At 70.0% G+C, this 24,579-nt stretch carries 26 protein-coding genes; 8 read left to right on the forward strand and 18 right to left on the reverse strand.

The annotated features are described in order from the left end of the window. Positions 1-899, forward strand: an 899-nt coding sequence (locus VM938_15375) for an Ig-like domain-containing protein (GenBank protein ID HVF76416.1), incomplete at its 5' end; no start/stop codon positions are given. 93 nt (positions 900-992) lie between these two features. Here the strand turns inward: VM938_15375 and VM938_15380 are convergent. From VM938_15380 to VM938_15400, 5 genes are all read right to left on the reverse strand, one after another. Then, the gene (locus VM938_15380; protein ID HVF76417.1) at positions 993-2,159 is read right to left on the reverse strand and encodes an alkaline phosphatase D family protein; all 1,167 of its coding nucleotides are present in this window, start codon (positions 2,157-2,159) and stop codon (positions 993-995) included. A 227-nt stretch (positions 2,160-2,386) separates the two neighbouring features. Next, a complete protein-coding gene (locus VM938_15385) occupies positions 2,387-3,739 on the reverse strand; it encodes a tetratricopeptide repeat protein (GenBank protein ID HVF76418.1) in 1,353 nt (450 codons plus the stop codon). Continuing rightward, positions 3,736-4,401, reverse strand: coding sequence for a class F sortase (locus VM938_15390; protein HVF76419.1), 666 nt, complete (start codon positions 4,399-4,401; stop codon positions 3,736-3,738). The genes VM938_15385 and VM938_15390 overlap by 4 nt, the downstream gene beginning before the upstream one ends. A gap of 172 nt (positions 4,402-4,573) precedes the next feature. Further along, positions 4,574-6,094, reverse strand: coding sequence for a DUF4331 domain-containing protein (locus VM938_15395; GenBank protein HVF76420.1), 1,521 nt, complete (start codon positions 6,092-6,094; stop codon positions 4,574-4,576). Between the two features lie 135 nt (positions 6,095-6,229). Then, a complete protein-coding gene (locus VM938_15400) occupies positions 6,230-6,973 on the reverse strand; it encodes a flavodoxin family protein (GenBank protein HVF76421.1) in 744 nt (247 codons plus the stop codon). 180 nt (positions 6,974-7,153) lie between these two features. On the opposite strand from VM938_15400, the gene fbp reads away from it, so the two are divergent. Beyond that, positions 7,154-8,158, forward strand: coding sequence for a class 1 fructose-bisphosphatase (gene fbp, locus VM938_15405; GenBank protein HVF76422.1), 1,005 nt, complete (start codon positions 7,154-7,156; stop codon positions 8,156-8,158). On the opposite strand, the gene VM938_15410 is transcribed toward fbp, so the two are convergent. The 9 genes from VM938_15410 to VM938_15450 form a co-directional block, all read right to left on the reverse strand. Further along, positions 8,064-8,573, reverse strand: a complete 510-nt coding sequence (locus VM938_15410; protein ID HVF76423.1) for a hypothetical protein — start codon at positions 8,571-8,573, stop codon at positions 8,064-8,066. The two genes, fbp and VM938_15410, sit on opposite strands and share 95 nt — an antisense overlap. Further along, positions 8,570-9,763 (reverse strand): DUF222 domain-containing protein, encoded by a 1,194-nt coding sequence (locus VM938_15415; GenBank protein HVF76424.1) that lies wholly within the window; start codon positions 9,761-9,763, stop codon positions 8,570-8,572. The genes VM938_15410 and VM938_15415 overlap by 4 nt, the downstream gene beginning before the upstream one ends. Positions 9,764-9,840: 77 nt before the next feature. Continuing rightward, the gene (locus VM938_15420; GenBank protein HVF76425.1) at positions 9,841-10,500 is read right to left on the reverse strand and encodes a hypothetical protein; all 660 of its coding nucleotides are present in this window, start codon (positions 10,498-10,500) and stop codon (positions 9,841-9,843) included. A gap of 42 nt (positions 10,501-10,542) precedes the next feature. After that, entirely contained in the window at positions 10,543-11,109 is a 567-nt protein-coding gene (locus tag VM938_15425; protein HVF76426.1) for a GerMN domain-containing protein, read from the reverse strand. Beyond that, positions 11,106-12,455, reverse strand: a complete 1,350-nt coding sequence (locus tag VM938_15430; GenBank protein HVF76427.1) for a HAMP domain-containing sensor histidine kinase — start codon at positions 12,453-12,455, stop codon at positions 11,106-11,108. The genes VM938_15425 and VM938_15430 overlap by 4 nt, the downstream gene beginning before the upstream one ends. A gap of 16 nt (positions 12,456-12,471) precedes the next feature. Beyond that, a complete protein-coding gene (locus VM938_15435) occupies positions 12,472-13,158 on the reverse strand; it encodes a response regulator transcription factor (protein ID HVF76428.1) in 687 nt (228 codons plus the stop codon). Further along, positions 13,140-13,352 (reverse strand): hypothetical protein, encoded by a 213-nt coding sequence (locus VM938_15440; protein HVF76429.1) that lies wholly within the window; start codon positions 13,350-13,352, stop codon positions 13,140-13,142. Before VM938_15440 ends, VM938_15435 begins: the two co-directional genes overlap by 19 nt. Beyond that, a complete protein-coding gene (locus tag VM938_15445; protein ID HVF76430.1) occupies positions 13,352-13,648 on the reverse strand; it encodes an STAS domain-containing protein in 297 nt (98 codons plus the stop codon). The genes VM938_15440 and VM938_15445 overlap by 1 nt, the downstream gene beginning before the upstream one ends. A gap of 53 nt (positions 13,649-13,701) precedes the next feature. Continuing rightward, positions 13,702-14,034 carry an STAS domain-containing protein gene (locus tag VM938_15450; protein ID HVF76431.1) on the reverse strand — a complete coding sequence of 111 codons (333 nt, stop codon included), beginning with the start codon at positions 14,032-14,034 and terminating at the stop codon, positions 13,702-13,704. A gap of 121 nt (positions 14,035-14,155) precedes the next feature. Between VM938_15450 and VM938_15455 the strand changes: the two genes are divergently transcribed. Together VM938_15455 and VM938_15460 are read left to right on the forward strand one after the other, a co-directional pair. Continuing rightward, on the forward strand, positions 14,156-15,235 hold the full coding sequence (locus VM938_15455; GenBank protein ID HVF76432.1) for an AI-2E family transporter: 1,080 nt from the start codon (positions 14,156-14,158) through the stop codon (positions 15,233-15,235). A gap of 36 nt (positions 15,236-15,271) precedes the next feature. Further along, positions 15,272-15,667, forward strand: a complete 396-nt coding sequence (locus tag VM938_15460; GenBank protein HVF76433.1) for a ferredoxin family protein — start codon at positions 15,272-15,274, stop codon at positions 15,665-15,667. Positions 15,668-15,671: 4 nt separating this feature from the next. Here the strand turns inward: VM938_15460 and nhaA are convergent, their stop codons facing one another. The 3 genes from nhaA to VM938_15475 are packed head-to-tail and all read right to left on the reverse strand — an operon-like array spanning position 15,672 to position 20,007. Next, a complete protein-coding gene (gene nhaA / locus VM938_15465) occupies positions 15,672-16,877 on the reverse strand; it encodes a Na+/H+ antiporter NhaA (protein HVF76434.1) in 1,206 nt (401 codons plus the stop codon). Continuing rightward, the gene (locus VM938_15470) at positions 16,874-18,208 is read right to left on the reverse strand and encodes a glucose-6-phosphate dehydrogenase (GenBank protein ID HVF76435.1); all 1,335 of its coding nucleotides are present in this window, start codon (positions 18,206-18,208) and stop codon (positions 16,874-16,876) included. The genes nhaA and VM938_15470 overlap by 4 nt, the downstream gene beginning before the upstream one ends. Further along, a complete protein-coding gene (locus tag VM938_15475; protein HVF76436.1) occupies positions 18,205-20,007 on the reverse strand; it encodes a glycoside hydrolase family 15 protein in 1,803 nt (600 codons plus the stop codon). The genes VM938_15470 and VM938_15475 overlap by 4 nt, the downstream gene beginning before the upstream one ends. 63 nt (positions 20,008-20,070) lie before the next feature. On the opposite strand from VM938_15475, the gene VM938_15480 reads away from it, so the two are divergent. Both VM938_15480 and VM938_15485 read left to right on the forward strand, forming a co-directional pair. Then, complete coding sequence (locus tag VM938_15480; protein HVF76437.1) at positions 20,071-20,289, forward strand: hypothetical protein; 219 nt, start codon at positions 20,071-20,073, stop codon at positions 20,287-20,289. Then, positions 20,286-21,722 carry a metallophosphoesterase gene (locus tag VM938_15485; protein ID HVF76438.1) on the forward strand — a complete coding sequence of 479 codons (1,437 nt, stop codon included), beginning with the start codon at positions 20,286-20,288 and terminating at the stop codon, positions 21,720-21,722. The genes VM938_15480 and VM938_15485 overlap by 4 nt, the downstream gene beginning before the upstream one ends. On the opposite strand, the gene VM938_15490 is transcribed toward VM938_15485, so the two are convergent. Continuing rightward, a complete protein-coding gene (locus tag VM938_15490) occupies positions 21,605-22,882 on the reverse strand; it encodes a DUF222 domain-containing protein (GenBank protein ID HVF76439.1) in 1,278 nt (425 codons plus the stop codon). The genes VM938_15485 and VM938_15490 overlap by 118 nt on opposite strands. Positions 22,883-23,079: 197 nt before the next feature. Between VM938_15490 and VM938_15495 the strand changes: the two genes are divergently transcribed. Together VM938_15495 and VM938_15500 are read left to right on the forward strand one after the other, a co-directional pair. Continuing rightward, on the forward strand, positions 23,080-24,129 hold the full coding sequence (locus VM938_15495; protein HVF76440.1) for a hypothetical protein: 1,050 nt from the start codon (positions 23,080-23,082) through the stop codon (positions 24,127-24,129). A 29-nt stretch (positions 24,130-24,158) separates the two neighbouring features. Next, positions 24,159-24,500, forward strand: a complete 342-nt coding sequence (locus VM938_15500) for a hypothetical protein (protein HVF76441.1) — start codon at positions 24,159-24,161, stop codon at positions 24,498-24,500. Positions 24,501-24,579: the final 79 nt, after the last annotated feature.

Consider the following 24,579-nt stretch of genomic DNA (forward strand, 5'->3'; position numbering starts at 1 on the left):
CCTTGGCGGCACCGGGTGCCACCGCCACCGGGTGGAGCTTCGACTGGAGCGCCACCGGTGCCGGCAGCTACACCGCCACCGCCACCGCCGTCGACGCCAGCGCCAACGCCGACGCCTCGCCTGCCACCGTCACCTTCTCCAGCTACGTCCCCGACACCACGCCTGCTGACACCACCGTGACCAGCCCGTCCAACGGCGACTCGGTGCCGGTGGGTGGAGGGACCGCGGGTGGCGCGACCGCTGGCGGCGCAACCAATGGTGGCATCACCTTCTCAGGCGTGGCCAGCGACGACACCGGCGTGGCCGCGGTGAAGGTGGCGGTAAAGAACGACGCCACCGGGCAGTGGTGGCGGGCGGACGGGACCTGGGGCTCCTACCAGGCACACAGCGCCACCCTCTCCGCAGCCGGCGCCACCAGCACCGGCTGGAGCTTCGACTGGAGCCCAACCGGTGCCGGCAGCTACTCGGTCACGGCCGCCGCGGTCGACAGCAGTGGCAACGTCGACACCTCGCCCGCCACCGTCACCTTCTCCAGCTACGTAGCTGACACCATCGCCCCCGACAGCCGAATCTCCTCGCCTCTCCCGGGGACCACGGTGCGCAAGGGCGACATCGTGTTCCGCGGCACCGCCACCGACAACGTGGCGGTCCAGGCGGTAAGGATCGGGATCCGCGACGCCGACTCCGGGCTGTGGCTGCAGGCCGACGGCACCTGGGCGGCCGGCTACGCCTCCTACACCGCCACCCTCGCAAGTGCCGACAGCGCATCCACCACCTGGCAGCTCACCGCCCGGTTGATGGGCAAGGGAAGCTACAGCATCCGCGTGGTGGCTTCCGACGCCACCTCCAACACAGACGCCTCCCCGGCCTGGAGCACGTTCAAGGTCGTCGTCCGGTAGTCCCCACCACGGGGTTGCCGCCTGCGCCGTTCCCACTCGAGATGCCAGGAAGCGCGACGTCGTCGCCTCCTGGCATCTCGTGCTTCCTCCCCTCTAGGACAGTGGCACGACCTGGCGGTGAAGCTCCGGCCCGTCCCCGCTCATCAAGCGAAGGGTCACCGTGTGGTTGACCAGTGTGTCGACCTCGACCAACCCGAAGCAGTCGGAGACGGACCGCCCGGTGCCGTTCTCGGTCCACAGGACAAACCGTCGGTACGGGGTGTTGTGCTTGACAGGGTTGCGCAACGGCCCAGCCAGTAGCTCCCAGCACCGCTCCGAGTAGCGGGCGAAGGCACCGGCGTGCTTGTCCCCGGACAAGAAGATGACGACCCCGGAGACGCTGGTGGCAATGAAGCGCAGGAGCTCCGACCGCTCCCCTCCCGACCAGTAGTAGGCGGGCGTCATCGGCACGAACACCACCTTCACCCGGGCCGTTGACGCGGCCAGCCCGCTCATGAGCCAATCCCGCTGAGCCTGCCCCAGCACGCTTCGGTAGCGGCCGTTCTGATAGAGCCTGGGCGGATCCTGATCGCGCCGGTTGTCGGTGAGGAAGAAATCCACCCCTCCGATCCGCCAGCTGCGGTACGCCAGGATGTCGGCACTGGCGCCCGGGACCAGATCGGCGTAGGCCTCGACCGTATAAGGCTTGACCGTGCTGCGGTCGCAATCGTCCTTGCCGTAGTCGTGGTCATCCTGCATGCCGAAGAACGCCGTGGTACCCAGAAGGGCGGCCATATCGGGCCGGCCGAGGAAGTCGCGGAACATCCTGGAGTAGCTCGCGTAGTCCTGTACCGGGTACTGCTCGCCATCCCGGTACCCCATGTCGCCCAGGAAGGCAAAGAACTTTGGCCGGAACTTTGCCGCTGTGCCAAGAGCGGGAACGAGCCTGGAAACCTGCGTAGCGCAAGATCCGAAGGCAAAGTTCCACTGCGCCCGCTCTCCCACCGCCGGCCAGGCTGCCAACGCACGTTGGGGCCCCTGTACGGGGGCGGCCGAGCCGTTGTACGTATCGGCCCTCCAGTTCAGAGCCGATCCAGGGGGCGGTCTCAGGGTCGGAAAGTTGGCCATCGCCATGTTCGCCCGGTTGGAAGCCACCCAACCGCTGGTGGTGACCTGCCCCGGAACCGACGCCGGCCAGACGACGAATCGAGCCATTACCGGGCCGGTGAAGTCCTGGGCCAGGATCAATCCCTTGCCTTCCTGAACCGTTGCCAGGCCCACACCCGCCGCTCGGGGCACAGCGGCAGATGTCGACGCCAGGCGAATGTGCGGTAGCACGAGCCCGGCTCCGGCTACCACCCCGCTGCGCAAGAAGCTCCGCCTGCTCTTGTCCACCGGCGTCGTCCCCCTCCCCCTGTGGCGAGGTTACGGGACCGATCGAGAAAAAGATAGGGGGATCCTTGATTCGAGCTCCCTGGCGCCCGTCCCTCACCGCAGTTGCTCGCCGCTTAGCCAGCCAGGTCAGCCAGGGCGCGCTGGGCTGGGCCCCGATGGAGCAGGGAGAAGTTGGGGCTGATCGCCAGAGCCTGGCGGTAGTCGGCGACCGCTGCGTCGCGGTTGCCCAGGGCACGGTGGATCTCTGCCCGGTGGAAGTGGAACGCGCCGTTCCGGCTGCCCAGGGCCAGGGCCTTGTCGGCGTACACCAGGGCGTTCTCGTGCTCACCGTGCACGAACAGCTGCCAGGCGAGAGCGTCGGCGACGTGGATGCTCTGACGGCGACCCCACTCCCGGCTTGCCGCCGCCAGTCCCGCATCGAGGTTGCGCCGGTGGTCGGCGCTGAACAGGGCGATCTCGAGGTCGACGGCCACCCCACCGGCGGCCTGCTTCGCGTTCTCCCGAGCGGCCTGACGGAACCGCAGCTCCGCCGCCTCGCGGTCTGCGTCGAGGAGGTGAAGCTCACCCAATTCCTTCAGCGCCTCGGGATCGGGAAAGCCCGCCACCGCCTCCTCGTACCGGGAGATGGCGGCTGCGAGGTCGCCCCTCGAAGCGGCGACCCTTCCGAGTCCTGCCACGGCCTGCATGGCTGTCGGGTCCGCCCGAAGAGCTTCTTGGTAGCGCGCCTCCGCCCGGGGCACGTCGCCTCCCTGCCATTCCAGCTCCCCCAGGTGATACGCGGCGAACGCCCTGTCGCCGGGAGCGGAGGAGGCACGAAGAGCGGCCTGCATGGCGTCGATGGCACCGGGGATGTCTCCGTGGAGCTCGCGCTGGTACGAGACGCGGGCGTAGGAGGCGAGATCGGGGCGTAGGTCGACCATGGCCTGTGCGGCGTCCACCGCCTCTGGATAGCGGCCGAGCTCGGTCAGCGAGTCGACGATGATTCCGAGGATGAACGAGCTCTGCGGTTGCAGCTCACGCGCCTGCTCACTGAAGCGCAGTGCCTTGGCGAAGTCGTGCCGGCCAGCAGCGAGAGCGCCCTGGCTGGCCAGCGCCTCCCAGTTTCCATCGCCGTCGAGGGCCAGCGACCTGTCCAGCGCCCGCTCGGCCTTCGGGTACGACGACGGGTCGGAGTTCACCCGTGCATGGTCGACATGGGCCGCACCGAGCGCCGCCCATGCACTGGCGTCGCCGGGATCGTCTGCCACCTTCTTCTCCAACCGGGCCAGCGGGGTGGCGGCTGTGGTCGGCACCGATGCCGCTGCCGCCGGGCTCCCCGCCGACGGTCGGCGCTGGAAGGCCACACCCGCCACGCCCACGACGAGGAGGGCGATGCCTGCGGCGAGGAGGGCAGCGGTGATCGGGGTCCGCCGCACCCGGCCGTGGACGCCGCCAGGGCCGGCTGGGAGGGTGTTCGGGTTCGTCATGTCGCCTCCTGGGCGCTCGCGTAGACAACGACGTTGTCTCGGTAGTGGCGGCTCTTCTTGTCGAAGGTGCCGCCGCAGGTGATGAGTCGAAGCGTTGGCCTGTCTGTCGGCCCGTACACGGCGATGGTCGGGAACTCCTGCTTGCGGTACTGCTCCGCTCGCTCGACCACGAAACGCACGCTGGTGCCGTCGGCAAGAGCGACGAGGATCTCGTCGCCGGGGCCGAGCTCGGGTACCCGGAAGAAGACGGCCGGACCGGTGTGCGAATCGAGGTGGCCGACGATGATGGCGGTTCCGACCTGGCCCGGTGCTTCCAGACCGCTGTACCAGCCGGTTCGGTCGAAGGTGTCCGGCACGGCGACGGTGCGATCGTCGTGCAGGCCGATCGAATCGACCGGTGCGGACACCCCGATCCTGGGGATGTCGACGCGCACCGGCGTCACCACCGCAGCCTCTGCGATCGACGACGGCGACGTGGGCGACGACGGTGACTGACGCCCGCCGGGTGCAGCCGAGGATACGGCGAACTGGGAACCCGGCACCTCGCGGTGTTGGACGAGAGCCGCCATGGCTCCGCTCAACACGAGGGCTACGGCCCCACCCAGCACCGCGGTGACGACGCGCGACGGCAGGTTGGTCAAGGCTGTGGGCGAAACCGACATCGTCGTCTCCTGGGGGTTTGGCCCGTTCGCTCGCTGCCGCCGGGGCTGGCCGAACCGGCGAAGCCAATCTGGTGGTCGGGCATGCTCGATGTGCGGTTGCAGGCCACCGCGGCGTCATTGCCGCGGTGGCCTGGCGAACCACCCGTGGTCCCTAACCGCTGAACGAAGGGCCCTAGTTGAGGACCCTGCGACGGTTGATCAGCACAGCGGACATCAGCACGATGCCTGCCACGGCGGCGGTGAGCGGTACCGAGGGGATGGAACTGCTGTTCCCGCTCGTTCCCCCGCCACCAGCGGCGACTCCGCCGGCGGGGGCGCTGCTGCGGTTCAGCTGGACGCCCTTCACCTGGGTGTTGGCGGCGTCGGACCCTGAATGGGGCAGGCCGACGTAAGGGAACGTGGCGACCGAGGCGACGTCGTTGGCGTTCACGCCGTCACCGAGGTCGTTCGGGGAGCCCTTGAGCTCGCCCATCATCACCTGCAGAGCCACGTCGATGACGTCGTCGTCGAGGCGCCGGCCGTTCGGGAAGCCGGCCTTGTCACCGCCGACTACGCCCATTCGGTCCGGTGCTGCTGCCGGCGGGATCGACATGTTGAGCCGAAGCTGCTCGCTCGGGGTCACATTGGCCGGCTTGTTGAGGCCTTCCACGCCCGTGAGGAACACCGACACCAGGTCGTCCCGAGGAGTGGCAGGGGCCGGCATCTTGTAGATCTTCTCGATCAACTTCGGCACCTCGGGATCCTGAACCTTGGGGAGGAACTGCGAGTCCCCGTCGGGGGTGGAGCCGTTGAACGCGTTCTTGAACTGGAGCGGGACGACGACCTCGTTCACCAGTGGGTTCCCGAGCCGGGACACCTGTACGAAATTGCCCGAGCCCTTGACCGTGCCGTCATTCTTCAGGACACGGGTACCGGGACGCGACGCGGTGGTCCAGACGCCGACAACCGGGTTGGCGTTGGCGTCGCCCGACACGGCGAGATCCGACTTCGGCACCTGGACGGCGAGGGTGTTGACGTTGTAGCCATCGAGGGTGTCGTCGCCCGTCTCACTCAGGTCCGCCCCGTAGAGCAGATCGAAGATGCGCAGGTCGAGGAAGAACGGGTCGTCGGCCTGGCCGGCGAAGCTCTTGCCCTTGCCGTTCGACAACGGCGTGACCGCCTCGTTGCGCAGCTTGCCGTAGTCGGGCATCGAAGCCTTGCCCACGAACGACGGGGCGACGATGGCGTCGGTGACGAGCGTCTCAGCCTTGCCGTCGGCGGCGATCCGCTCGAGGTTGTAGGTCTGGACGATGTTGAGCGTGTCGTCCTTCAGCGATGTGACCGGCCCGACGTTGTAGAGGAACGTGTCCTTGTTCTTCACGTTGGTCTTGAAGGTCCAGCGGTAGACGATGTCGGCCTTGGCATCGCCGTTGTTGTCGATGTTGATGTCGTACTGCACGCCCTCGCCCCACAGGTAGAAGTTGGGGCCGCCCGCCGGCTCCTGGAAGGGAATCCAGTTGCTGACAAGGGTCACGGTGTCCTGTGCGTCGGGGCTGACGAACGCATAGAGGTCCGTGGCGTCGATCTGGGGATCGGCCGCGGTCAACGGCGCTTCACGGTGGCTGGCGCCACTCGCTGGGACGGCGGTCACGGCCAGGAGCGACAGTGCGCCTACGGCGACTGCTCCTTTGCGGACGCGGGATCGGTTCGGCATCGGCTCTGCCTCGTTTCTGCGTCCGCGGGGATGCGGTCACAGGGTGTGTTCGAGGCCGCGCTCGGCTGCGGATGGCAAATCGGGCGAAGCTCTCGTGGGAGCGGATTCAGCCGCCCACGACAAGACCGCTGGGTGCTAGCGGTGCTCGGGGTTGTCGAAGGCCGGACGGCAGCCCGCGTCCCAGGCCGAACGTTGGTTCCCGTACGCCGGTATGCCGCCGGCGTCTCGCAGCATCCGCGCCATGTGGAGGAGGTTCCACGTCATGAACGTCACGTTGCGGTTGGTGAAGTCGTTCTCCGGTCCGCCCGAGTCGTCGTCCAGGTAGGAAGGTCCCGGCCCGGCTTCGCCTATCCACGCCGCGTCCGCTTGGGGCGGGATCGTGAAGCCCAGGTGCTGGAGCGAGTAGAGGATGTTCATGGCGCAGTGCTTGGCGCCGTCCTCGTTGCCCGTGACGACGCAGGCGCCCACGCGGCCGTAGTACGCGTACTGGCCCGCGTCATTGAGTTCCGCCGAGTTGCCGTACAGGCGCTCGATCACGCGGGTGCACACCGAACTCTTCTCGCCCAACCAGATCGGCGTGCCGATCACGACGATGTCCGCGGCCATGACACGGTCGCATATCGCCGGCCACTCGTCGGTGGCGAAGCCGTGCTCCCGCATGTCGGGATAGACGCCCGGCGGCAGGTCGTGGTCGACGGCGCGGATCACGTCGACTTCAACGCCGGCGCGCTCCATGATCGCGATGGAGCGGTCGAGCAGGCCCTGCGTGTGCGACTGCGAGGGCGACCGCTTCAGCGTGCAGTTGACGATCGTCGCACGCAGGCCGCCGAAGTCCCACGGGCTGTCATCGCAGAGCGTCTTCTGGCGGTCGTCCAGCACGTGTGCCCCCTGTGGTTGACGCCTCGGCACGTCTGCCGGAGCTGGCCGTCGATCCGACCCTCCACGGCGTCCCTCACCCGGATCGCCATGCGCGCCTGACCTCGACGGCGGCAATGCTACGTGCAGTCTGCAGCGGGCGCGGCTGTCGCCGCGGTCGGGTCTTTTGGCAAGCTCGACAGCGTGTCCCTCTTGACCGGGTTGACCCTCAGCGAGCAGTTCTTCCGCGACCAGGCGCAGTCGGGCGCGAGCGGTGACCTGTCCACCGTGCTGAACCGAGTCAGCCTCGCGGCACGGATGTTGGCGTCCGAGATCATGCGCGCAGGGTTCGTCGGCAAGCTCGGCCTCACCGGCGACAGCAACGTGCAGGGCGAGCAGGTCCGGGAACTCGACATCATCAGCAACGACATCATCAGCCAGGTGATGGACCACGCACCGATGATCGCCGGGATCGGCAGCGAAGAGCGCGAGGACGTCTACGCCATGCCCGGCTCCGAGCACGGCAAGTACGTCCTCACCATCGACCCGCTCGACGGCTCGGGCAACGTCGATGTCAACGGCGCAATGGGCACCATCTTCGGCATCTACCGCCGCGCTGCCGGCCGGGCCGGCGAGGTCGCCGACGTCACCGACTTCCTCCAGCCCGGACGCGACCTGGTTGCCGCGGGCTACGTCCTCTACGGGCCGTCGACCATGTTCGTCTACACCGTCGGCGGCAGCGTGAACGGCTTCACCCTCGACCGTTCCATCGGGACGTTCTTCCTCACGCACCCCGACATCCGCATCCCCGAAGGCAAGGGCAGCTACGCCGTCAACGAGGCCAACGAGCGCGAATGGGACGACACGACTCGCTCGATGGTCGCCGCCTTCCGACGCCAGGAGACCCGCTGCGGGCCGCGCCAGGCTCGTTATGCGGGAGCGCTCGTCGCCGACATGCACCGGACCCTGTTGAAGGGCGGCGTGTTCATGTACCCGCCGACGAGCGCCAAGCCGGAAGGCAAGCTCCGGCTGCTCTACGAGAACGCGCCCCTTGCCTTCATCACCGCACACGCCGGTGGTGCCGCTACTGACGGGGAGCACGACATCCTCGACATCACGCCGCAGGCGCTTCACCAACGCACGCCGCTTTACATCGGCAGCCGTGGAGATGTGGAAGAGGTCCAGCGGCTGCTTGCCCACGGCGGCTGAACAGCGCCAGCACCACGAGTGCGGCGATCGCTGCGGCCTCGACGGCCAGGGTCTGCTGGGCCGCGGGCGTCCAGATCGGCTCCGCCCAGCCCACGACCGAGCCGACGCGGGTGGCGACGAGCGTCGCCAACGATGCGACCTGGAAGGCGACGGCGGCCCAGACCACAGGTCGCGTGAGCCGTGAGGGGCGGCGGAACACCAGCGCGAGCGCAACGACGAAGAGAAATGATGCCGCGGCGTTGAGGGGGAACCCGATGCGGACGACGGCCGCGCCCGGCGCGTCGGCCGGGACGTGTCGATAGACGTCGAGCCACTGGCGCGCGTGGATGAACCCGCCCGCGGCGACGAACATCGCCGACATCACCACCATCGGCGTCGTGATCGGCATGCGACGGATGGACTCGGGCGCGTTCACAAGGCTGGTTCGAAGCCGCGGGGGTGATCGGATTGCTCGACGCCGCAGGACTTGGTGCCACGGCGTGGCACATGCGGCAACGTCCCCGGTGGTCGGGTCGTGCGGGTGCGCCCTCTCGGGTCGGTGACCACGAGGGTGCCGTCGGGCTTGAGCTTCTCGGACCAGCCCGGTTGGTGGCCCAAGTGGTGATGGCGACTGCACTTGAGCACCAGGTTGTCGAGGGCAGTGGTGCCGCCGTCGTGCCACGGCACCACGTGGTGGGCCTCGCACCACTGCGACGGCCGGTCGCAGCCCTCGAACCGGCAGTGCCGATCCCGCAGCACCAACGCCGACCACAGCGGGGCTGGGATCGTCCGGGTGGAGGTGCCGTAGTCGAGGATGGTGCTGCGGCCGTCGGTGACTACTCGGTGGATGGCGGCGTCGCAGGCCAGGGTTTGCACCGACGCACCGTCGAGCAGCCCGCCGCCCACGAAGCTGCCGCCCTTGCCGGCACGTAGGGCTTCGTAGTCGACCACCACGTTGAGGTGCGGGCGGTGCCGTCCGCCGCGGCGACCGCTCTGGTGGTCGAGGAAGAACCTGCAGACATCGACCAGTGCATCGGCCCGTCGCTGCGACGGCAGCACGTCGGGGTCGTCGACCATCGCCAATCGCAGCGCCGTCGCCACCGTCTCGCCGCTCAGCGCGTCGAGGGATCCCGTCAGTTCCCATTGGCCGTCCAACGTCTCCGACAGGTGGACGCCCTTCTCGAACGTCGGCTCGATGTCGAGCATGGCCTTCCACTGCTGCATGGCCAACGCGGTGTCGGCGACCGACAGGTCGGCCAACGCGGGCACCACCGCCGACTCGTGCTCGGGAAATTCCGGCGTGGCGTTGCGCACGATCGCTTGCACCTGGCCGCCCGACAGAGCCCCTGACAACCAGCACGCTGCCGTCATCGGCAGGGTGCGGAGCTTCTTCGCGGTGGACGCCACCGTCTTCGCGGTGCTCGCCGTCATGCCTGCGTGGTGCCGGAGCCAGGCCGTCATCGACGTGGCTCCGTCGAGCTCCCACATCGCCTCGGCGTCGAACTCGCCGACCGCCGCCGCCAGCCTGGCGTTGAGCAGGTCCGCCACCTTCAAGACCTCTGCCAGGGCGTCGCCGTCGAGCGGAACTTCAAGCTTTTCGACGACGTCCCGCAGTTCTCCAACCACGCTCTGATCGTACACATGTTCGATCGGCAAATCAAGCAAAAACCCTTATAAGCACAGGTGTTTTTGCCCCGCACGCCTTAGCCCGGCTCTCGTCGGCCCCCCAGGAAGAACGCGCCGAGCGCGCCGGCGAGTGCAGCGAAGAACACCGTCGCGTACAAGGCCAGCGCGATGTCCATCGTCGCCACCACTGCGCCGTCAGCCCCGACCGGCTCGCCGCTCACCGCCGCCAGCGCAGCGCGGTGCAGCGACTGGCCGTAGGTGAGGCCGGGGCCGTACTCGTACAGCACTTGGCCTGCTGCCAGCACCACCCCGACGGTGACCGAGACGAGCCACGCCACCCGGCTCGTCAACTGGCGGGCGGCGGTCCTGGTGCCGCGAACCGACGTCGACACCGCCCTCGCCACCCGCGCGCTCCTCGTGAACGCCCGCAGGAATCGCAAGAAGGGGACGGCCAGGAAGGCGAGCTGCCACCAGTTGCGACGCAGGAACGCACTCGTCGACGGCGCGATGACGACCCGGAGGAGGAACTCCAGCGCGAACAACGCCCACAGCGCCCAGCCCGCCACGAACCACACGGACTTCCACCCGCTGCCCGACGGCGTGACGCCGTCGGCCACGATGACGAGCACGAGCAGGATGCCCGCGACGGTGAACGGCACGTCGAGCCACGCGGCGATCGACTCGGCCAGGCGTTCCCGATCCGTCCTCTGGCGTCCGGATGCGTGCGGTTGGGCCACCGCGCCGTCAGTACCCGGCGGCGTTGCCGTCTACGCCGCCCCTCACGAGGGGACAGCCTTGAGCCCGGGGAAGTCCGCCCGTCGCAGTGGCCCGCTCCGCAGCCCGCCGTCGGGCGTCGGCACCTCGATGGGCTCGCCGTCCACGGTGATCGACACCGCCTCGATGTCGGCCAACCCGGTCACCGTGTAGACGAACTGCGCCACGGCCACCACTTGGTCTTCCGAGCGAGCTTGGGCAAACGGCGACGACAGGTCGATGCGGGCGACGCGGTCCTCCGCCACCGCCTGGCGCACACGCGTCGACGGCCCCACTGCGCTGTGGAGGCCCGCTGCTGCTTCTTCCTTCGACGGGCCCGCGATGAGGGCGTGCACTGCGCCGTCGACCGTCACCGGCTCGACGGCGCGGGCGACGGCGACGAGGTCGACGCCGCGCACGAGGAACACGGAGATCGACACCGCGCCGGGCCGCGAGGCCGGGGGCGGGTCGACCAAGGCAACGGCGCCTTGGTCCCCCAAGCGCTCGGCGCTGTCCTGGGTGGGCACCCCGCAGGCGACGAGCAACGACAGCGCCAAGCAACCCACGGAGCGCACCAGCCGCAGCCTGCTCATTCGGCCACCGCCGGCAGCTCCACGACGAAACGGGCGCCGCCGCCCTCCCGGTCCTCCACCCAGGCACGGCCGCCGTGCACGCGGACGTGCTCGCGCACCAACGCCAAGCCGAGCCCGATGCCGCCCGGCCGCGACCCGCTCGACGGCCCGCGGGCGAAACGCTCGAAGACACGCTCCTGCTGGTCGGCGGGCACCCCGGGGCCGCGGTCGTCGAACACCACCAGCGCCTTGTCGCCTTCCCGACGCACGCGCACCACCTCGACGCCTCCGGCGTGGGCCGCCGCGTTCTCGACCAGGTTCACCACGACCTGCTCCAAGCGGCGCTTGTCGCCCCGCACCCGCACCGGCTCGGGTCCCTCGACCGCCACGGGCGCGCCTCGGGAGGCGGCGTGCACGAGGGCGCCCAAGTCGACGGTCTCGAACTCGGCCGCGGTGGGCTCCTGGTCGGCGCGCGAGATCTCCAGCAGGTCCCGCACCAACCGGTCGAAGCGGTCGACCTCGGCGGCCAGCACGTCGAACGCACGCCGTCCCCGGTCGTCCATCGACTCGCGCCGCGTCCGCATGACCTGGACCGCCGACTTCAAGGCGGTGACGGGCGAGCGCAACTCGTGGCTCACGTCGGCGGCAAAGCGGCGGTCCCGGGCCATGCGCCGTTCGAGCGACTCCGCCATGGCGTTGAAGCTGTCGGCCAGCGCCACCAACTCGGCGTCGCCCGCAGCGTCGAGCCGCGCATCGAGGCTCCCCGATGCGATCTTCTCGGCGGCCGAGCCGATGTCGGCAATGGGCCGCAACACCCGGCGACTGGCCCACGCGCCCAAGCCGACGCACCCGGCCACCGTCGCCGCGCCCGCCAGCGCCAGCGCATACCGAAGGGCGCGCAGCGTGCGCTCCAACTCCGTCAGGGGGAAGACCTCGAAGTAGGCGTCGCCGTCGGGCAGCGGGAGCCCCACCGCCAGCGCCGGCTCTCGGCCCAAGCGGAAGCGCTGCCTGCCCGCTTGGCGATCGTCGACCACGAGCTCACGAAGGTCGGCGGGCAGCGCGTCTCGGCCCACGGCCACCGACGTGGCGAACCACTCGCCGCCGTGCAGGACGACCGAACGCGAGGTCTCCCGCGTCTCCAGCGCCCCCAGCAGCCGGGGCAACCCGGAGTCGGGCACCCGCACGAGCGTGGCCACAAGGCGGGCGTTGGCCCGTGCCTGCCGGGCTGCCGAGGACTGGCGCTGGTCGAGCAGGTAGTCGCGGGCCAGGACGTGGGTGAGCACGGCGAGCGCGGTCACCAGGAACAGGCCGCCGACGGCGAAGGCGAGGATGAGCCGGTCCCGCAGGCGACGGCTCCGAAGTCGCACGGTCGGCGGCCGCGGCTTAGGGGACGACCTTGTAGCCCAGGCCGCGCACCGTCTGCACGTACCGGGGCGACGCCGGGTCGTCCTCGATCTTGGTGCGCAAGCGGCGGATGTGGACGTCGACCAGCTTGGCCTCGCCGAAGTAGCCGTAGCCCCACACCTGCGACAGCAGTGTCTCCCGGGAGAACACCCGGTTGGGCGCCGCCGCCATCTCGCACAACAAGCGGAACTCGGTGCGGGTGAGGTGCACGGGTTCGCCCCGACGACGCACCAGGCCCTCGTCGGGCACCACCTCGATCTCCTCGCCCAGCCGGATCACCTTGGACGCGCTGTCGCCGAAGCCGCGCACCCGGCGCAGCAACGCCCGCAGTCGGGCCGTCAGCTCCTTGGGCTCGAACGGCTTGCTGACGTAGTCGTCGGCGCCTGCTTCGAGGCCGGCGACCACGTCGAAGGCGTCGGAGCGAGCGGTGACCATGATGATGGGCACGTCGCTGCGCTTGCGGATCTCGCGACAACAGTCGAAGCCGTTCAGCGACGGCAGCATGATGTCGAGCAGCACGCAATCGGCGGGCAGGCGCTCGAAGCGTTGCAGCCCTTCTTCGGCCGAGGTGGCCTCGTCGACGGTGTAGCCCTCGTCTTCGAGCACCAGGCGCGTGGTGGCCCGGATCGAGTCGTCGTCCTCGATGATCAGGATGCGGCCCGACACCGGGGCAACGCTAGCCCCGTCGGCTTCGGCCGCAACGGGCAGCACGACGGCGCAGGCTCGATGCGGGCGTTGAGGCCGCTCTCCTCGGCGGCCTCGATCCATTCACGCAAGTGGGCGCGGGCCTCCGCGTCGAGGGCGCCACGGGCCTCGATGACGACGTCGTCGTCTTCCACTCGCACATGCAACTCGTACATCAGGCGAACACCAGCTCTCGGCATATCCCGGCGGCACGGACGATGCGGGCCACCGCGGGGCTGGGCAGGACGGCCACGCAGCCACCGACGTCTTCGATGGAGCGCACGAGGTCGGCGAGAGCCCGCATGCCCGCGCAGTCGACGAAGCCCACCGCTCGAAGGTCGATCTCGTAGCAGGCGCAGCGCGCCAGGCCCGGCTCTCGGGCTACGGCTCGCAGGTGCTCGCCCGTCGCCAGGTCGAGCTCCCCTGCGAGCCGCAGCCGTACTGTGCCGCCCCGAAGCCGTTCCCCGGTCACGCGCAGACCCTGGGGAAGGAGAGCGTGCGAGGGTGTGGCCTCCGCTCCTGCCGTCATCCCGCCGGGCCGCCGGCGGTGACGAGGCCGTCGACGACCGGCGCCAACCGGTCGAGGCCGATGGAGCGGAGCAGGCGGCGCATATGCGCGGCGGGCACGGACACGACGACGCCCGTGCCCGCCGCTTGGAGGTTGCGGACGCCCGCCGCGAGTGCGGCAATGCCCGCCGAATCGACGAAGGTGACGCCCGCCATGTCGACAACGAGCTCGTGCGGCGTCCCGGCCCGAGCAAAGGTGCCGTGCAGCGATGGGGCCGTGAAGCTGTCGAGCTCGCCCGCCAGCGAGCAGATCACCGTGTCGTCCTGCGTCCTTGTCGTCGAAGTGAGCACCGGAACCTCCTGCGTCGAAGTGTGGCAAGGCCACCCTGCGATCCCGCTTCGAAAAGGTTGCATTCGGGTTACGAAGGATGGTCCTGGCCTCATCCGAGGCGCTCCGGGGTACGAAAGCACGGTGACGAACGACCGGGGCCGCAGTGGGGGCTCGGCTCCGCGGGTGCACCCGGCGATCGACCGGCTGGCCGCGTACGCGTGGCGCTTCGTCGTACTGGCGGCCGCGGGCTGGGGACTCCTGTGGCTCCTCCAGGCGCTCCGGCTCGTCGTGTTCCCGGTGATCGCCGCCCTTTTCCTCACCGTCGCCCTCACCGTGCCTGCACGCGCGCTGCGCCGCCACGGGTGGCCGCCGCTGCTCGCCACCTGGGCCGTGTTCCTCGGGTTCCTGGGCGTGGTGGTGGCCGCCGTCGCCTTGGTGGTGCCCGCCTTCGCCGAAGAGTTCAGCCGCCTGCCGCCCACGCTCGACGACGGCTTCGAGCGCGTCAAGACGTGGCTGGCGGACGACTCGCCGGTCCCCGTCGACCGGGCCCGCCTGGACGAGCTGCAGTCGCAGTTCGGCGACGTCCTGCGGGGCTCGGTGGCGTCGCCCGGCGGGTTCGTGCTGCGAGGCGCGGTGCTGGTCGTGGAACTGCTGGCGGGCTTGTTGCTCGCGCTGGTGCTCGCCTTCTTCTTCGTCAAGGACGGCGAGCGCTTCCAACGGGCGGCCATGGCCGCTCTTCCTGAAGAACGGCGTCCCCTGGCGGGCCGGTTGGCGGGCCGCGCCTGGCAGACGTTGGGCGGCTACCTGCGCGGCGCCGCCATGCTGGGCGCGGTCGAAGCGGCGATCATGGCGGTCACCCTGGCCCTGGTCTCGGGCGGGCTCATCCTCCCTGTGGTGGTGCTCACGTTCGCCGCCGCCTTTGTGCCGTTCGTCGGCGCCGCGGTGGCAGGCATCACGGCCGTGCTGGTGACGCTGGTGACCGCCGGGTTCGTGCCTGCGCTGATCGTCGCCGGCGTCGCCCTTGCCGTCCAGCAGCTCGACAACGACCTCTTGGCGCCCATCGTCTACGGCAGGGCGCTCAACCTCCATCCCGTCGTCATCCTGCTTGCCGTCGCGGGCGGGGCGTCGGTCGGGGGCTTCGTCGGCGCCTTCCTGGCCGTGCCCGTCACCGCCACCGTCGTCAACGTCGCCTCCGAAGCACGGGAGCCGACCGAGAGCTGATCGCAGTCCACCTCGAACAAGACAAAGGAGCCGCGTATGTCCGGCCTCGCCATCATCACCGAAGCGTGCATCGACGTGAAGGACCGGGCCTGCGTCGACGTGTGCCCGGTGCAGTGCATCTACGAGTACGACGCCGCCAAGGACGTGTTGTTCTCGGAGGACACCCCGGGCAGCGGCGACATCGCCACGACGCACGCGCCGAACCCCGACGCCATCGCCGTCTTCGGTAACAGCCTGCTCTACGTGAACACAGAGGAGTGCACGGCGTGCACCGCCTGCTACCAGCCCGACATCTGCCCGGTGGGCGCCATCTACCCCGAAGACGAGCTTCCTGACGGCACCTCGTCGGCCAAGTACAACTCCGACGACCCCAACAAGGGGAACGACCACAGCTTCTTCGCCTCGCATACGCGAGCGGTGTTCGCCGACTAGCGACTCAGGACGTGGCGGCAGGCAGGTCGACGTCCTCGGGCTTGGGGTCGCGGAGGACCGCAAGCACTGCGGCACCGATGAGCCCGGCCACCACGGACGCCGCCAGGATGCCGATCTTGGCCTCGTCCTGCAGCGCGGCGTCCTCGAACGCCAGGCCGGTGATGAAGAGGGCCACGGTGAACCCGATGCCCCCGAGCGCGGCCGTGCCTACGACGTGGCCGCCGTGCACGCCGTCGGGGAGGCGCCCCACGTCGAACCGGCGGGCACCGAGCACGAACGAGGAGATGCCGAGCGTCTTGCCGACGACGAGGCCGACGAACACGGCGAGCGCCACCCGGCTCGACAACGCCCGTCCGAGCGCACCGTCGCCCAAGGCGACGCCTGCGTTGGCCAAGGCGAAGACGGGCACGACGAGGAACGACGACCACGGGTGGAGGCGGTGCTCGAGGTCCTCCAAAACATGGCGGCCGTCGACGGGATGTGCCGGCGTGAGAACGCCGAGGGCGACGCCCGCGATCGTCGGGTGCACGCCTGCTCGGTACGTGCAGTACCAGGCCACGATGCCGAGGGGGACGTAGGCGAGCGGCGACGAGAAGCCGAACCGTTGCCACGCCACGACGGCGGCGAGGCACACGGCAGCGGCGGCCAGCCACGGCACGGCCACGCCTCCCGAATAGAACACGGCGATGACCACGATGGCCCCGATGTCGTCGATGATGGCCAGCGTCAGCAGGAAGACCTTGAGGCCTCCGGGCACCCGGGGCCCGAGCAGGGCGAGCACGCCCACGGCAAAGGCGATGTCGGTCGCCATCGGAATGCCCCACCCCTGCGCCGCCTTGCCCCCGCCCGCCAGCAGCACGAACAGCAGGGCCGGGACCGCCATGCCCCCGAGGGCGCCGAGGGCGGGCAGGACGGCGGCCTTCACCTCCCGCAGCTCGCCCACGGCGGCTTCCCGCTTGATCTCCAAGCCGATCAGGAAGAAGAAGACGGCCATCAAGGCGTCGTTCACCCAATGCTGGAGGTCCTCCCGGATGCCCCAGCCGTCGGGGCCGAGTTGCAGCTTGGTGTGCCAGAAGTCGAAGTAGCCGTCGGCCCACGGGCTGTTCGCCCACCCGAGGGCGACCACGGTCGCCACCAGGAGCAGGGCGCCGCCGCCCGCCTCCGTCTGGAGGAACGACGCCAACGGGCCGACGAACCTCCGCTCGCTCACTGCGGCCCCTCCGATCCCGCCGGGTATTCGACCAAGGGCGCGGCGCCCGTCGCCCAGGCGTCGAGGATGGGCTCCACGATGCGCCACGACTCCTCGGCCTCGTCGCCCCGCACGGCGAGGGCGGGATCGCCTTGGAACACGTCGAGCAGGAGCCGGGCGTAGGCCGACAGCTCCTGAGGGGCAAGGTCGAGCTCCCAGCGCGCCGGGTCGAGGCAGAAGGGATCGCCTGCCCCGTTGAGGGCGATGTCGACGACCAATCGGTCGGGGTCCATCGCCATGGTCAAGACGTTGGGACCAGGATCGTCGCGCTGGCCGAACGGGAGCCGCTCCACCGGCCGGAAGACCACCCGCACCTCGCGACGTCGCGCCGCCATCGCCTTGCCCGTGCGCACCCGGAACGGCACGCCGGCCCAGCGGTCGTTGTCGACGAAGAGCGTGGTGGTGGTGAACGTCTCGGTGGCGCGGGACGGGTCGACACCGGGCTCGTCGACGTAGCCCTGGTAGCGCCCGCGGGTGGTGTACTGCTCGACCTCGTCGGGCCGGAAGCGCCGCACTGCCCGCAGCACGGCCACCTTGGCGTCGCGCAACGGGCTCTCACCAAGGCCTTCGGGCCGGTCCATCGCAATGAGGGCGAGCAGTTGCAGCAGGTGGTTCTGCACCATGTCGCGCAGTGCGCCCGTGTGGTCGTAGTAGCCGGCCCGTCCCTCCAGCGCCACCGTCTCGTCCCACACGATCTCCACCCGCTCCACGTGCTCGGCGCAGAACAGTGGTTCGAACAGGCGGTTGGCGAAGCGCAGGCCGAGGATGTTCTGCACCGTCTGCTTGCCGAGGAAGTGGTCGACGCGGAACACGTCGCGCTCCGGGAGGCTGCCTGCCAGGGCGGCGTTGAGCTCCTGCGCAGAGTGCAGGTCGGTGCCGAACGGCTTCTCCACGACCAAGCGCGCCCGTTCGGCCAGGCCTGCGGCAACCAGGCCCGTGACCGCCGGGCAGAAGACGGCGGGCGGCAAGGCCAGGTACACGATCAGCGGTCCCGCCGCGTGGCCTGCGGCCGCGCGCAGGACGGCGGGGTCGGTGACGTCGCCCGCTACGTAGGCAAGCCGTTCCACCAACCACGAGCGGGCGGAAACCGGCACGTCGGCTGCGTGACGGCCGAGGCGGTCGGCCGCGTGGGTGCGAAAGCGCCCGTCGTCCCATGCATCGCGCGCCACGCCGACGATCTCGATGTCGTCGGGCAGTGCGTCGGCAGCCGCCAACTCTGCCAAGGCGCGCAACAGATAGCGGCCGGTGAGGTCGCCCGTGGCACCCAGGATCACCAGGCGGGTTGCGCTCAACGTTGCCTCGACAGCCTGGCCAGGTTCATCCCCGACGAGATGACCCCGACGTGGCTGAAGGCCTGCGGGTAGTTGCCGAGGAACATGCCCGTCGTCGGATCGACCTCTTCCGGCAGGAGCCCCAAGGGACCGGCCCGCCCGCACAGGGATTCGTAGAGGTTGTGTGCCTCGTCGAGCCGTCCTTGGTAGGCGAGGTTGTCGACCAGCCAGAAGCTGCACAACAGGAAGGCGCCCTCGTGGCCGGGCAGGCCGTCGGGCGACTTGTCGGGCAGGTAGCGATACAGCAGGCCGTCGCCCGCGCCCAGCTCGCGCACCACTGCCTCGACGGTGGCCACCATCCGCGGGTGGCGGGCGTCGACCACGCGGCGCAACGGGAGGGCGAGGAGGCTGGCGTCGAGAGCACCGCCGCCGAGGTGCTCGGTGAGCGAGCCCCGCTGGTCGTCCCACGATTGCTCCACGATGGCGTGGGTGATGCGGGCGGCCTCGGCCCGCCACCCCGCGGCATCGCCGGGGAGCCCGAGCTTGTCGACGATGCGAGCGCCTCGGTCGAGGGCCACCTGGCACATCGCGGCCGAGTAGGTGAAGGCCCGTCCTGCGGTTCGCACCTCCCAGATGCCGTGGTCGGGTTCGTTCCACTTGGCCGCCGCTTCGTGCACCAGCGCGACGAGCTGTGGCCACAGGCCTTCGATCGACCCCCCGCCCGACACCCACTGCCACGCGCAGTCGAGGATCTCGCCGTAGGCATCGTGCTGTCGCTGGTCGGCCGCCGCGTTGCCCCACCGCACGGGGGCAGAGTCGCGATAGCCCGACAGCTCGCTGTCGACTCGCTCGGCCGGAGGGCAACGCCCGTCGAGGGTGTAGAGCACCCGGGGGTGGCCGTCGCGCTCGACGGCATCGAGGGCCCAGCCGAGGAAGCCCCACGCCTCGGCCTCCAAGCCGACGCGCCGCAGCGCGTAGACGGCGTGGGCGGCGTCACGCACCCATGCGTAGCGGTAGTCCCAGTTGCGAACGCCGCCGACGGCTTCGGGCAGCGACGAGGTGGGCGCCGCCACCAAGCCCCCGGTGTCGAAGTAGTCGAGCGCCTTGAGCGTGACGGCGGAGCGACGAACCAGCGCTTCCTGCGGCCCGTCGTAGGCGATGTTCGTCGCCCACCGGCGCCACGCTGCAGCGGTGGCGTCGACCAGCCCAGGCACGTCGGCCGCGGGACGGCGACGAGCAGCCTCGGCCCAGCGCAGTACGAAGTGCGCCTCGTCGCCGGCGGCCATGGCCAGCTCGGTGTGGAGGCCGTCGAGCGGCACGCTCGCCGTCAGCTGCAGGTCGAGCTCAGGACGACGGTGGGCACGCACACGTAGGCCTTCGCCGCGGCGTTCGACCGACGCGCCGCCCCTCGGCTCGATCTCCACCCGCAGGCGGACGTCGCCGTCGAGCACGGTGACGCAGCGCACCAGTTCGCTGCGTCCCGCGGCCATGTCCTCCTGCAGGTCGGCGCCCGCCCGCAGGGCCAGGCAGTCGGTGACCCGGACGGTTCCGGTGGACGAGCGCAGTTCGGTGACGAGCACCGCGGTGTCGGGTTCGTAATGCTGCCTCGCCTCCACCACCTCGACCGGCGCGACGGTGAAGTGCCCGCCTGTGGCGTTGTCGAGGATCGAGCAGAAGAGGGGGTCGTCGTCGAACCTGGGCACGCACAACCACGCCAGCGCACCGTCGCGTCCCACCAAGCCCGCGGTCGTGCCGTTGCCGAGGAGGCCGTAGTCGTCGATGGGCAGGTAGCCGCCGGAGCGGCGCAGCGGGCGGAACACGCGACGAACCCCCTACCCCGCGGACGGGTTGGCGAAAGCGGGTCGTGTGGGAAGGTGGTCGTCATGCCTCGTCGCATCTGCTTCCTCGCCGTTGCCCCCGCGTTCTTCGCGGCGTGCGGCGGCGGCGACGGTCCGGCCACCCAGCGGATGCCCTCGGAGACCGCTTTCCAGCGCGGCAACTTCGACGACCTCCCCCTTCACCCGCGCTCGGAGCCGCTGGGCGTGAAGACGGAGACGGACGGCGTGTCCACGCGGTACAGCTTGAGCCTCGAACCCCGGTGAGGACGGGCGACGCCGGCACGGTCCAGCGTCTGCTGACGGCGAAGCCGGTGCGCGTCGTCGCGCTCCTGCTGATGTGCGGGGCGGGTGCGATCGGCGGTGCCGTTGCTGCGGGCCGCACCCATGCCGAGATCGGGCCGTTCCACGCCACCGTGTCGTTGCGCCTCTCTTCGACGGGCGACACCTTCGTACGCTTGGCTCCACTCGGCACACTGCGCCTCGACACCCACGACGGCCCGCTGGGGCTCGTCGCCACGGCGGACGAGCTCGACGTGGCCGACGCCCAGCGGGTGGTCGAGGACCCGTCGACGCTGAGCGCTGTCGACGACGACGCCGCTCGCGACGCCCGAGAAGCGATCCGCGCCGTCTTGCTCCGCGCCGTCGCGGGCGCCATGGCAGGCGCGTTGCTCGTGGCAGGGTTGCGGCGCCCGGCGCGCCGCACGCTGGCCTTGGGCGCACTGGCGGCCGTCGTCGCCACGGTGGCCATCGCGGGCACCGCTCGGGCCACGTGGAACCCGCACGCCGTGGCCGAGCCCCGTTATACGGGGCTGTTGACGGTCGCACCGCAGGCGATCGGCTCGATCGAGCAGGTGCGTGCCCAGTACGACGCCTACCGTTCGCAACTCACTCGGCTCATCGGCAACGTGGCCGAGCTGTACAAGACGACGGCGGGGTTGACGTCGTTCACGGCGAGCACCGACACCGTTCGCGTCCTCCACGTGAGCGACCTGCACCTCAACCCGCAGGCGTTCGACCTCATCGGCCAACTGGTGCGCCAGTTCAAGATCGACGCCGTCGTCGACACCGGCGACATCAACGACTGGGGTACCGCAGCCGAAGCCCAGTTCGTTGAACGGATCGGCACTTTGGGCGTGCCGTACGTGTTCGTGCGGGGCAACCACGACTCGGCGGCAACCGCTGCGGCTGTCGCCGCCCAGCCCAATGCGGTGGTGCTGGAGGGTGAAGGCCGGTTGGTCGCCGGGTTGCGCTTCTGGGGGATCGGTGACCCGCGGTTCACGCCCGACAAGAGCTCCGCGCCGGACGCAGGCCAGGAGTCCCAGGTGGCCGACCGGTTTGCACCCGAGGTCGCCCGCCGCCTGCGTGACCACGGCAGCGTCGATGTCGTCGCCGTGCACGACCCCCGGGTGGCCGCCGGCCTCGGCGGGCTGAGCGGCGTCGTGCTCGCGGGCCACCTCCACCGGCCCGGCGTGCAGATGCTCGGGGCGGAGACGCGGCTGCTGGTCGAAGGCTCCACCGGCGGCGCTGGGCTGCGCGCCCTGGAGAAGCAGGAGTCGGAACCCCTCGCCTGCTCGATCCTCTACTTCGACCGCAACGACCGCTCGTTGCGCGCCTTCGACCGCGTGACGGTCACCGGCCTCGGGCAGTCGGGGGCACGCATCGACCGCCACGTCGTGCCACCCGACCCGGCTCCCTGAGCCGCGACCGGCGTCGTCAGTGGGTGGCGGCCGCTCGGCAACGCTGTTGACGCGCCAGGTGGTCGGGTCGTGCGGGTGCGGCCGCGTGGATCGGTGATGACCAACGTGCCGTCGGGCTTCAGCTTCTCCGACCAACCCGGTTGGTGGCCGACGTGGTGGTGGCGGCTGCACTTGAGCACCAGGTTGTCGAGGGCAGTGGTCCCGCCGTCGTGCCACGGCACCACGTGGTGGGCCTCGCACCACTGCGACGGCCGGTCGCAGCCTTCGATGCGGCAGTGTCGGTCGCGCAGGACCAACGCCGACCACAACGGGGCCGGGATGGTCCGCGTCGAGGTGCCGTAGTCGAGGATGGTTGAGCGGCCGTCGGTCACCACTCGGTGGATCGCCGCGTCGCAGGCCAGCGCCTGGACCGACGCACCGTCGAGCAGCCCGCCGCCCACGAAGCTGCCGCCCTTGCCGGCGCGCAGGGCGTCGTAGTCGACCACCACGTTGAGGTGCGGCCGATGCCTGCCACCCCGCCTGCCGTTCTGGTGGTCGAGGAAGAACCTGCACACGTCGACCAACGCTTCGGCCCTGCGCTGCGACGGCAGCACGTCGGGGTCGTCGACCATGGCCAGCCGCAAGGCGGTCGCCACCGTCTCGCCCCCCAGCGCGTCGAGTGATCCCGTCAGTTCCCATTGGCCGTCCAACGTCTGTGACAGGTGGACGCCCTTCTCGAGCTTCGGCTCGATGTCGAGCATGGCCTTCCACTGCTGCATGGCCAAGGCGGTATCGGCCACCGACAGGTCGACCAACGAAGGGACGATTGCCGCCTCGTGCTCGGGAAACTCCGGCGTGGCGTTGCGCACGATGGCCTGCACCTGGCCGCCCGACATAGCCCCTGACAACCAGCACGCCGCCGTCATCGGCAACGTGCGGAGCTTCTTCGCCGTGGACGCCGTCGATTTGGCGGTGCTCGCCGTCATGCCCGCGTGGTGCCGGAGCCAGGCCGTCATCGACGTGGCGCCGTCGAGTTCCCACAGGGCCTCGGCGTCGAACTCGCCGACCGCCGCCGCCAGCTTTGCGTTCAGCAGGTCGGCCAGCTTCAGAGCCTCCGCCAAGGCCTCGCCGTCGAGCGGGACCTCCAGCTTTTCGACGACGTCCCGCAACTCCCCGACCACTCCTTAATCGTACATGTGTTCGATTACACGATCAAGCAAAAACCCTTGAAATCAAAGGGCTTTTAAACCGATCAGCGCCCCTGGCCACGAGATGTACGACGACGAGCGTCGTCGAACCCTGAACGCCAGGGTTGCAGTCGGGTTACAAGTGGCGACCTGCGTCGTAAGGCGCCCGCCTACCGGGTACACGTCTGAGGATGAATCGGCCGCCGCTCCTGGTAGCGCTGGCGCTGCTGTCGGCGGCCTGTGGCACGGGGTCGGGTGACGACACGACCCCGGCCACGAGCACGACGACGGCTGCGGCTGCGTGGCAGTCGTGCGAGGCGCCCCGCGCCGGGTACGCGCTCGAGTACCCGCACGACTGGCACACCAACGTCGGCGAGGTGGTGGAGACCTGCCATTGGTTCAATCCGCGCCCGTTCCAACTTGCCCCCGCCACAGACGTCTTCGGAATCGCCGTGCACGTGCGCGTCCTCGACGGCCCAGTCGACGCCCACGCCCGTCGAGTCGTGGAGTCGACGGCGGCGCGGGTCGTGCTTCGGGAGAACCGCACCGTTGCGGGCCACACCGCCGTTGTAGCGGAGACGGAATCCACGGGCCTCGTGGAACCCGCAGGCTCCCGCACCTACACGTACTTCGTGGACGCCGACGGCCGCACCGTGGTCGGGTCCGCCTCGCAAGCGGGCGCGCGCGATGGCGTGGCGTACGGCGAGGTGAAGGCGGTACTCGACCGGATGGTGGCATCGTTGCGGGTCACCCCGCGAGCCGCCCGGTGTTCGGCCGACGGGCTGAGTGCCACGCCCGCCACGCAGCCGGGACTGCCGGTGGAGGTCGCCACCACCCGTCGCACCATCGTCGATGCCGCCACACAGTGCGACTACGCCCGCCTGGCGCAACTGGCTTCCAGCGGACGGCGTCCGTTCACGGCCGGCTTCGGCGGCGTCGACGACCTCGCCGCCTCCTGGCAGCGAGGCGAGGCCGGTGGAGAACGGCCTCTGCACGCCTTGGTCACCCTGCTCGACGCGCCGCATGCCCGGCGCGCCGCCGCGGGTGACCCGCAGTTCGTGTGGCCGTCGGCTTTCGCGGCAGAACGGTGGGCCGATGTGGCGTCCGAGGCACGGGAGGCGCTGCGGCCGCTGTACGACGACGAGGACTTTGCCGCCTTTCAGAAGTTCGGCAGCTACGTCGGCTACCGCATCGGGATAGCGGAGGACGGCGAATGGCTGTTCTTCGTGGCCGGAGACTGAGGACGCCGTCAAAAGGGGACGAAGACGCCATGAGTGATGACCACGAGACCTCGGAACGTTCACGACCGAATCGACGAGTGCTGTCGGCTCGGGTGCCGCTGTGGACGCTGCTCGTGGCGGTGGGAGCAGTCGTGTTGCTGCTCGGCGCTGTGATCGTGATGCAGCGCATGAACGCCACGTCGCTCGGCTCCGCGGTTGCGGGTGCACAAGAAGTCGATGTTCGCATGGTGATCTGCAACGCCGAGGTCGACCGCCGCGAGATCAACCCACGGGCTGAAGAGCTCGACCTTCAGGAGACGCTGACCGACCACGGGGCGGGCCAAGCCCAGGTGCGCATCGAGCGCGTCGACTGCCCGCCGCCCGCCGGCTGACAGCTGCGGGTGGGGCGCTGCACATGGCCGTCGCCCCCACCCCCGTCGACAATCTACCGCCGAGCAGTCGAGGCGAGGC

It is taken from the genome of Acidimicrobiales bacterium (assembly GCA_035536915.1).
Classification (GTDB): domain Bacteria; phylum Actinomycetota; class Acidimicrobiia; order Acidimicrobiales; family JAHWLA01; genus JAHWLA01.

What these genes read in the sequence shown, in the direction of transcription:
- VM938_15390 (HVF76419.1), bottom strand. Translation starts at nt 4,401, where the DNA reads ATGTCGGTTTCGCCCACAGCCTTGACCAACCTGCCGTCGCGCGTCGTC.
- VM938_15495 (HVF76440.1), top strand. Translation starts at nt 23,080, where the DNA reads ATGAATCGGCCGCCGCTCCTGGTAGCGCTGGCGCTGCTGTCGGCGGCC.
- VM938_15460 (HVF76433.1), top strand. Translation starts at nt 15,272, where the DNA reads ATGTCCGGCCTCGCCATCATCACCGAAGCGTGCATCGACGTGAAGGAC.
- VM938_15395 (HVF76420.1), bottom strand. Translation starts at nt 6,094, where the DNA reads ATGCCGAACCGATCCCGCGTCCGCAAAGGAGCAGTCGCCGTAGGCGCA.
- VM938_15385 (HVF76418.1), bottom strand. Translation starts at nt 3,739, where the DNA reads ATGACGAACCCGAACACCCTCCCAGCCGGCCCTGGCGGCGTCCACGGC.
- VM938_15440 (HVF76429.1), bottom strand. Translation starts at nt 13,352, where the DNA reads ATGTACGAGTTGCATGTGCGAGTGGAAGACGACGACGTCGTCATCGAG.
- VM938_15500 (HVF76441.1), top strand. Translation starts at nt 24,159, where the DNA reads ATGAGTGATGACCACGAGACCTCGGAACGTTCACGACCGAATCGACGA.
- VM938_15425 (HVF76426.1), bottom strand. Translation starts at nt 11,109, where the DNA reads ATGAGCAGGCTGCGGCTGGTGCGCTCCGTGGGTTGCTTGGCGCTGTCG.
- VM938_15480 (HVF76437.1), top strand. Translation starts at nt 20,071, where the DNA reads ATGCCTCGTCGCATCTGCTTCCTCGCCGTTGCCCCCGCGTTCTTCGCG.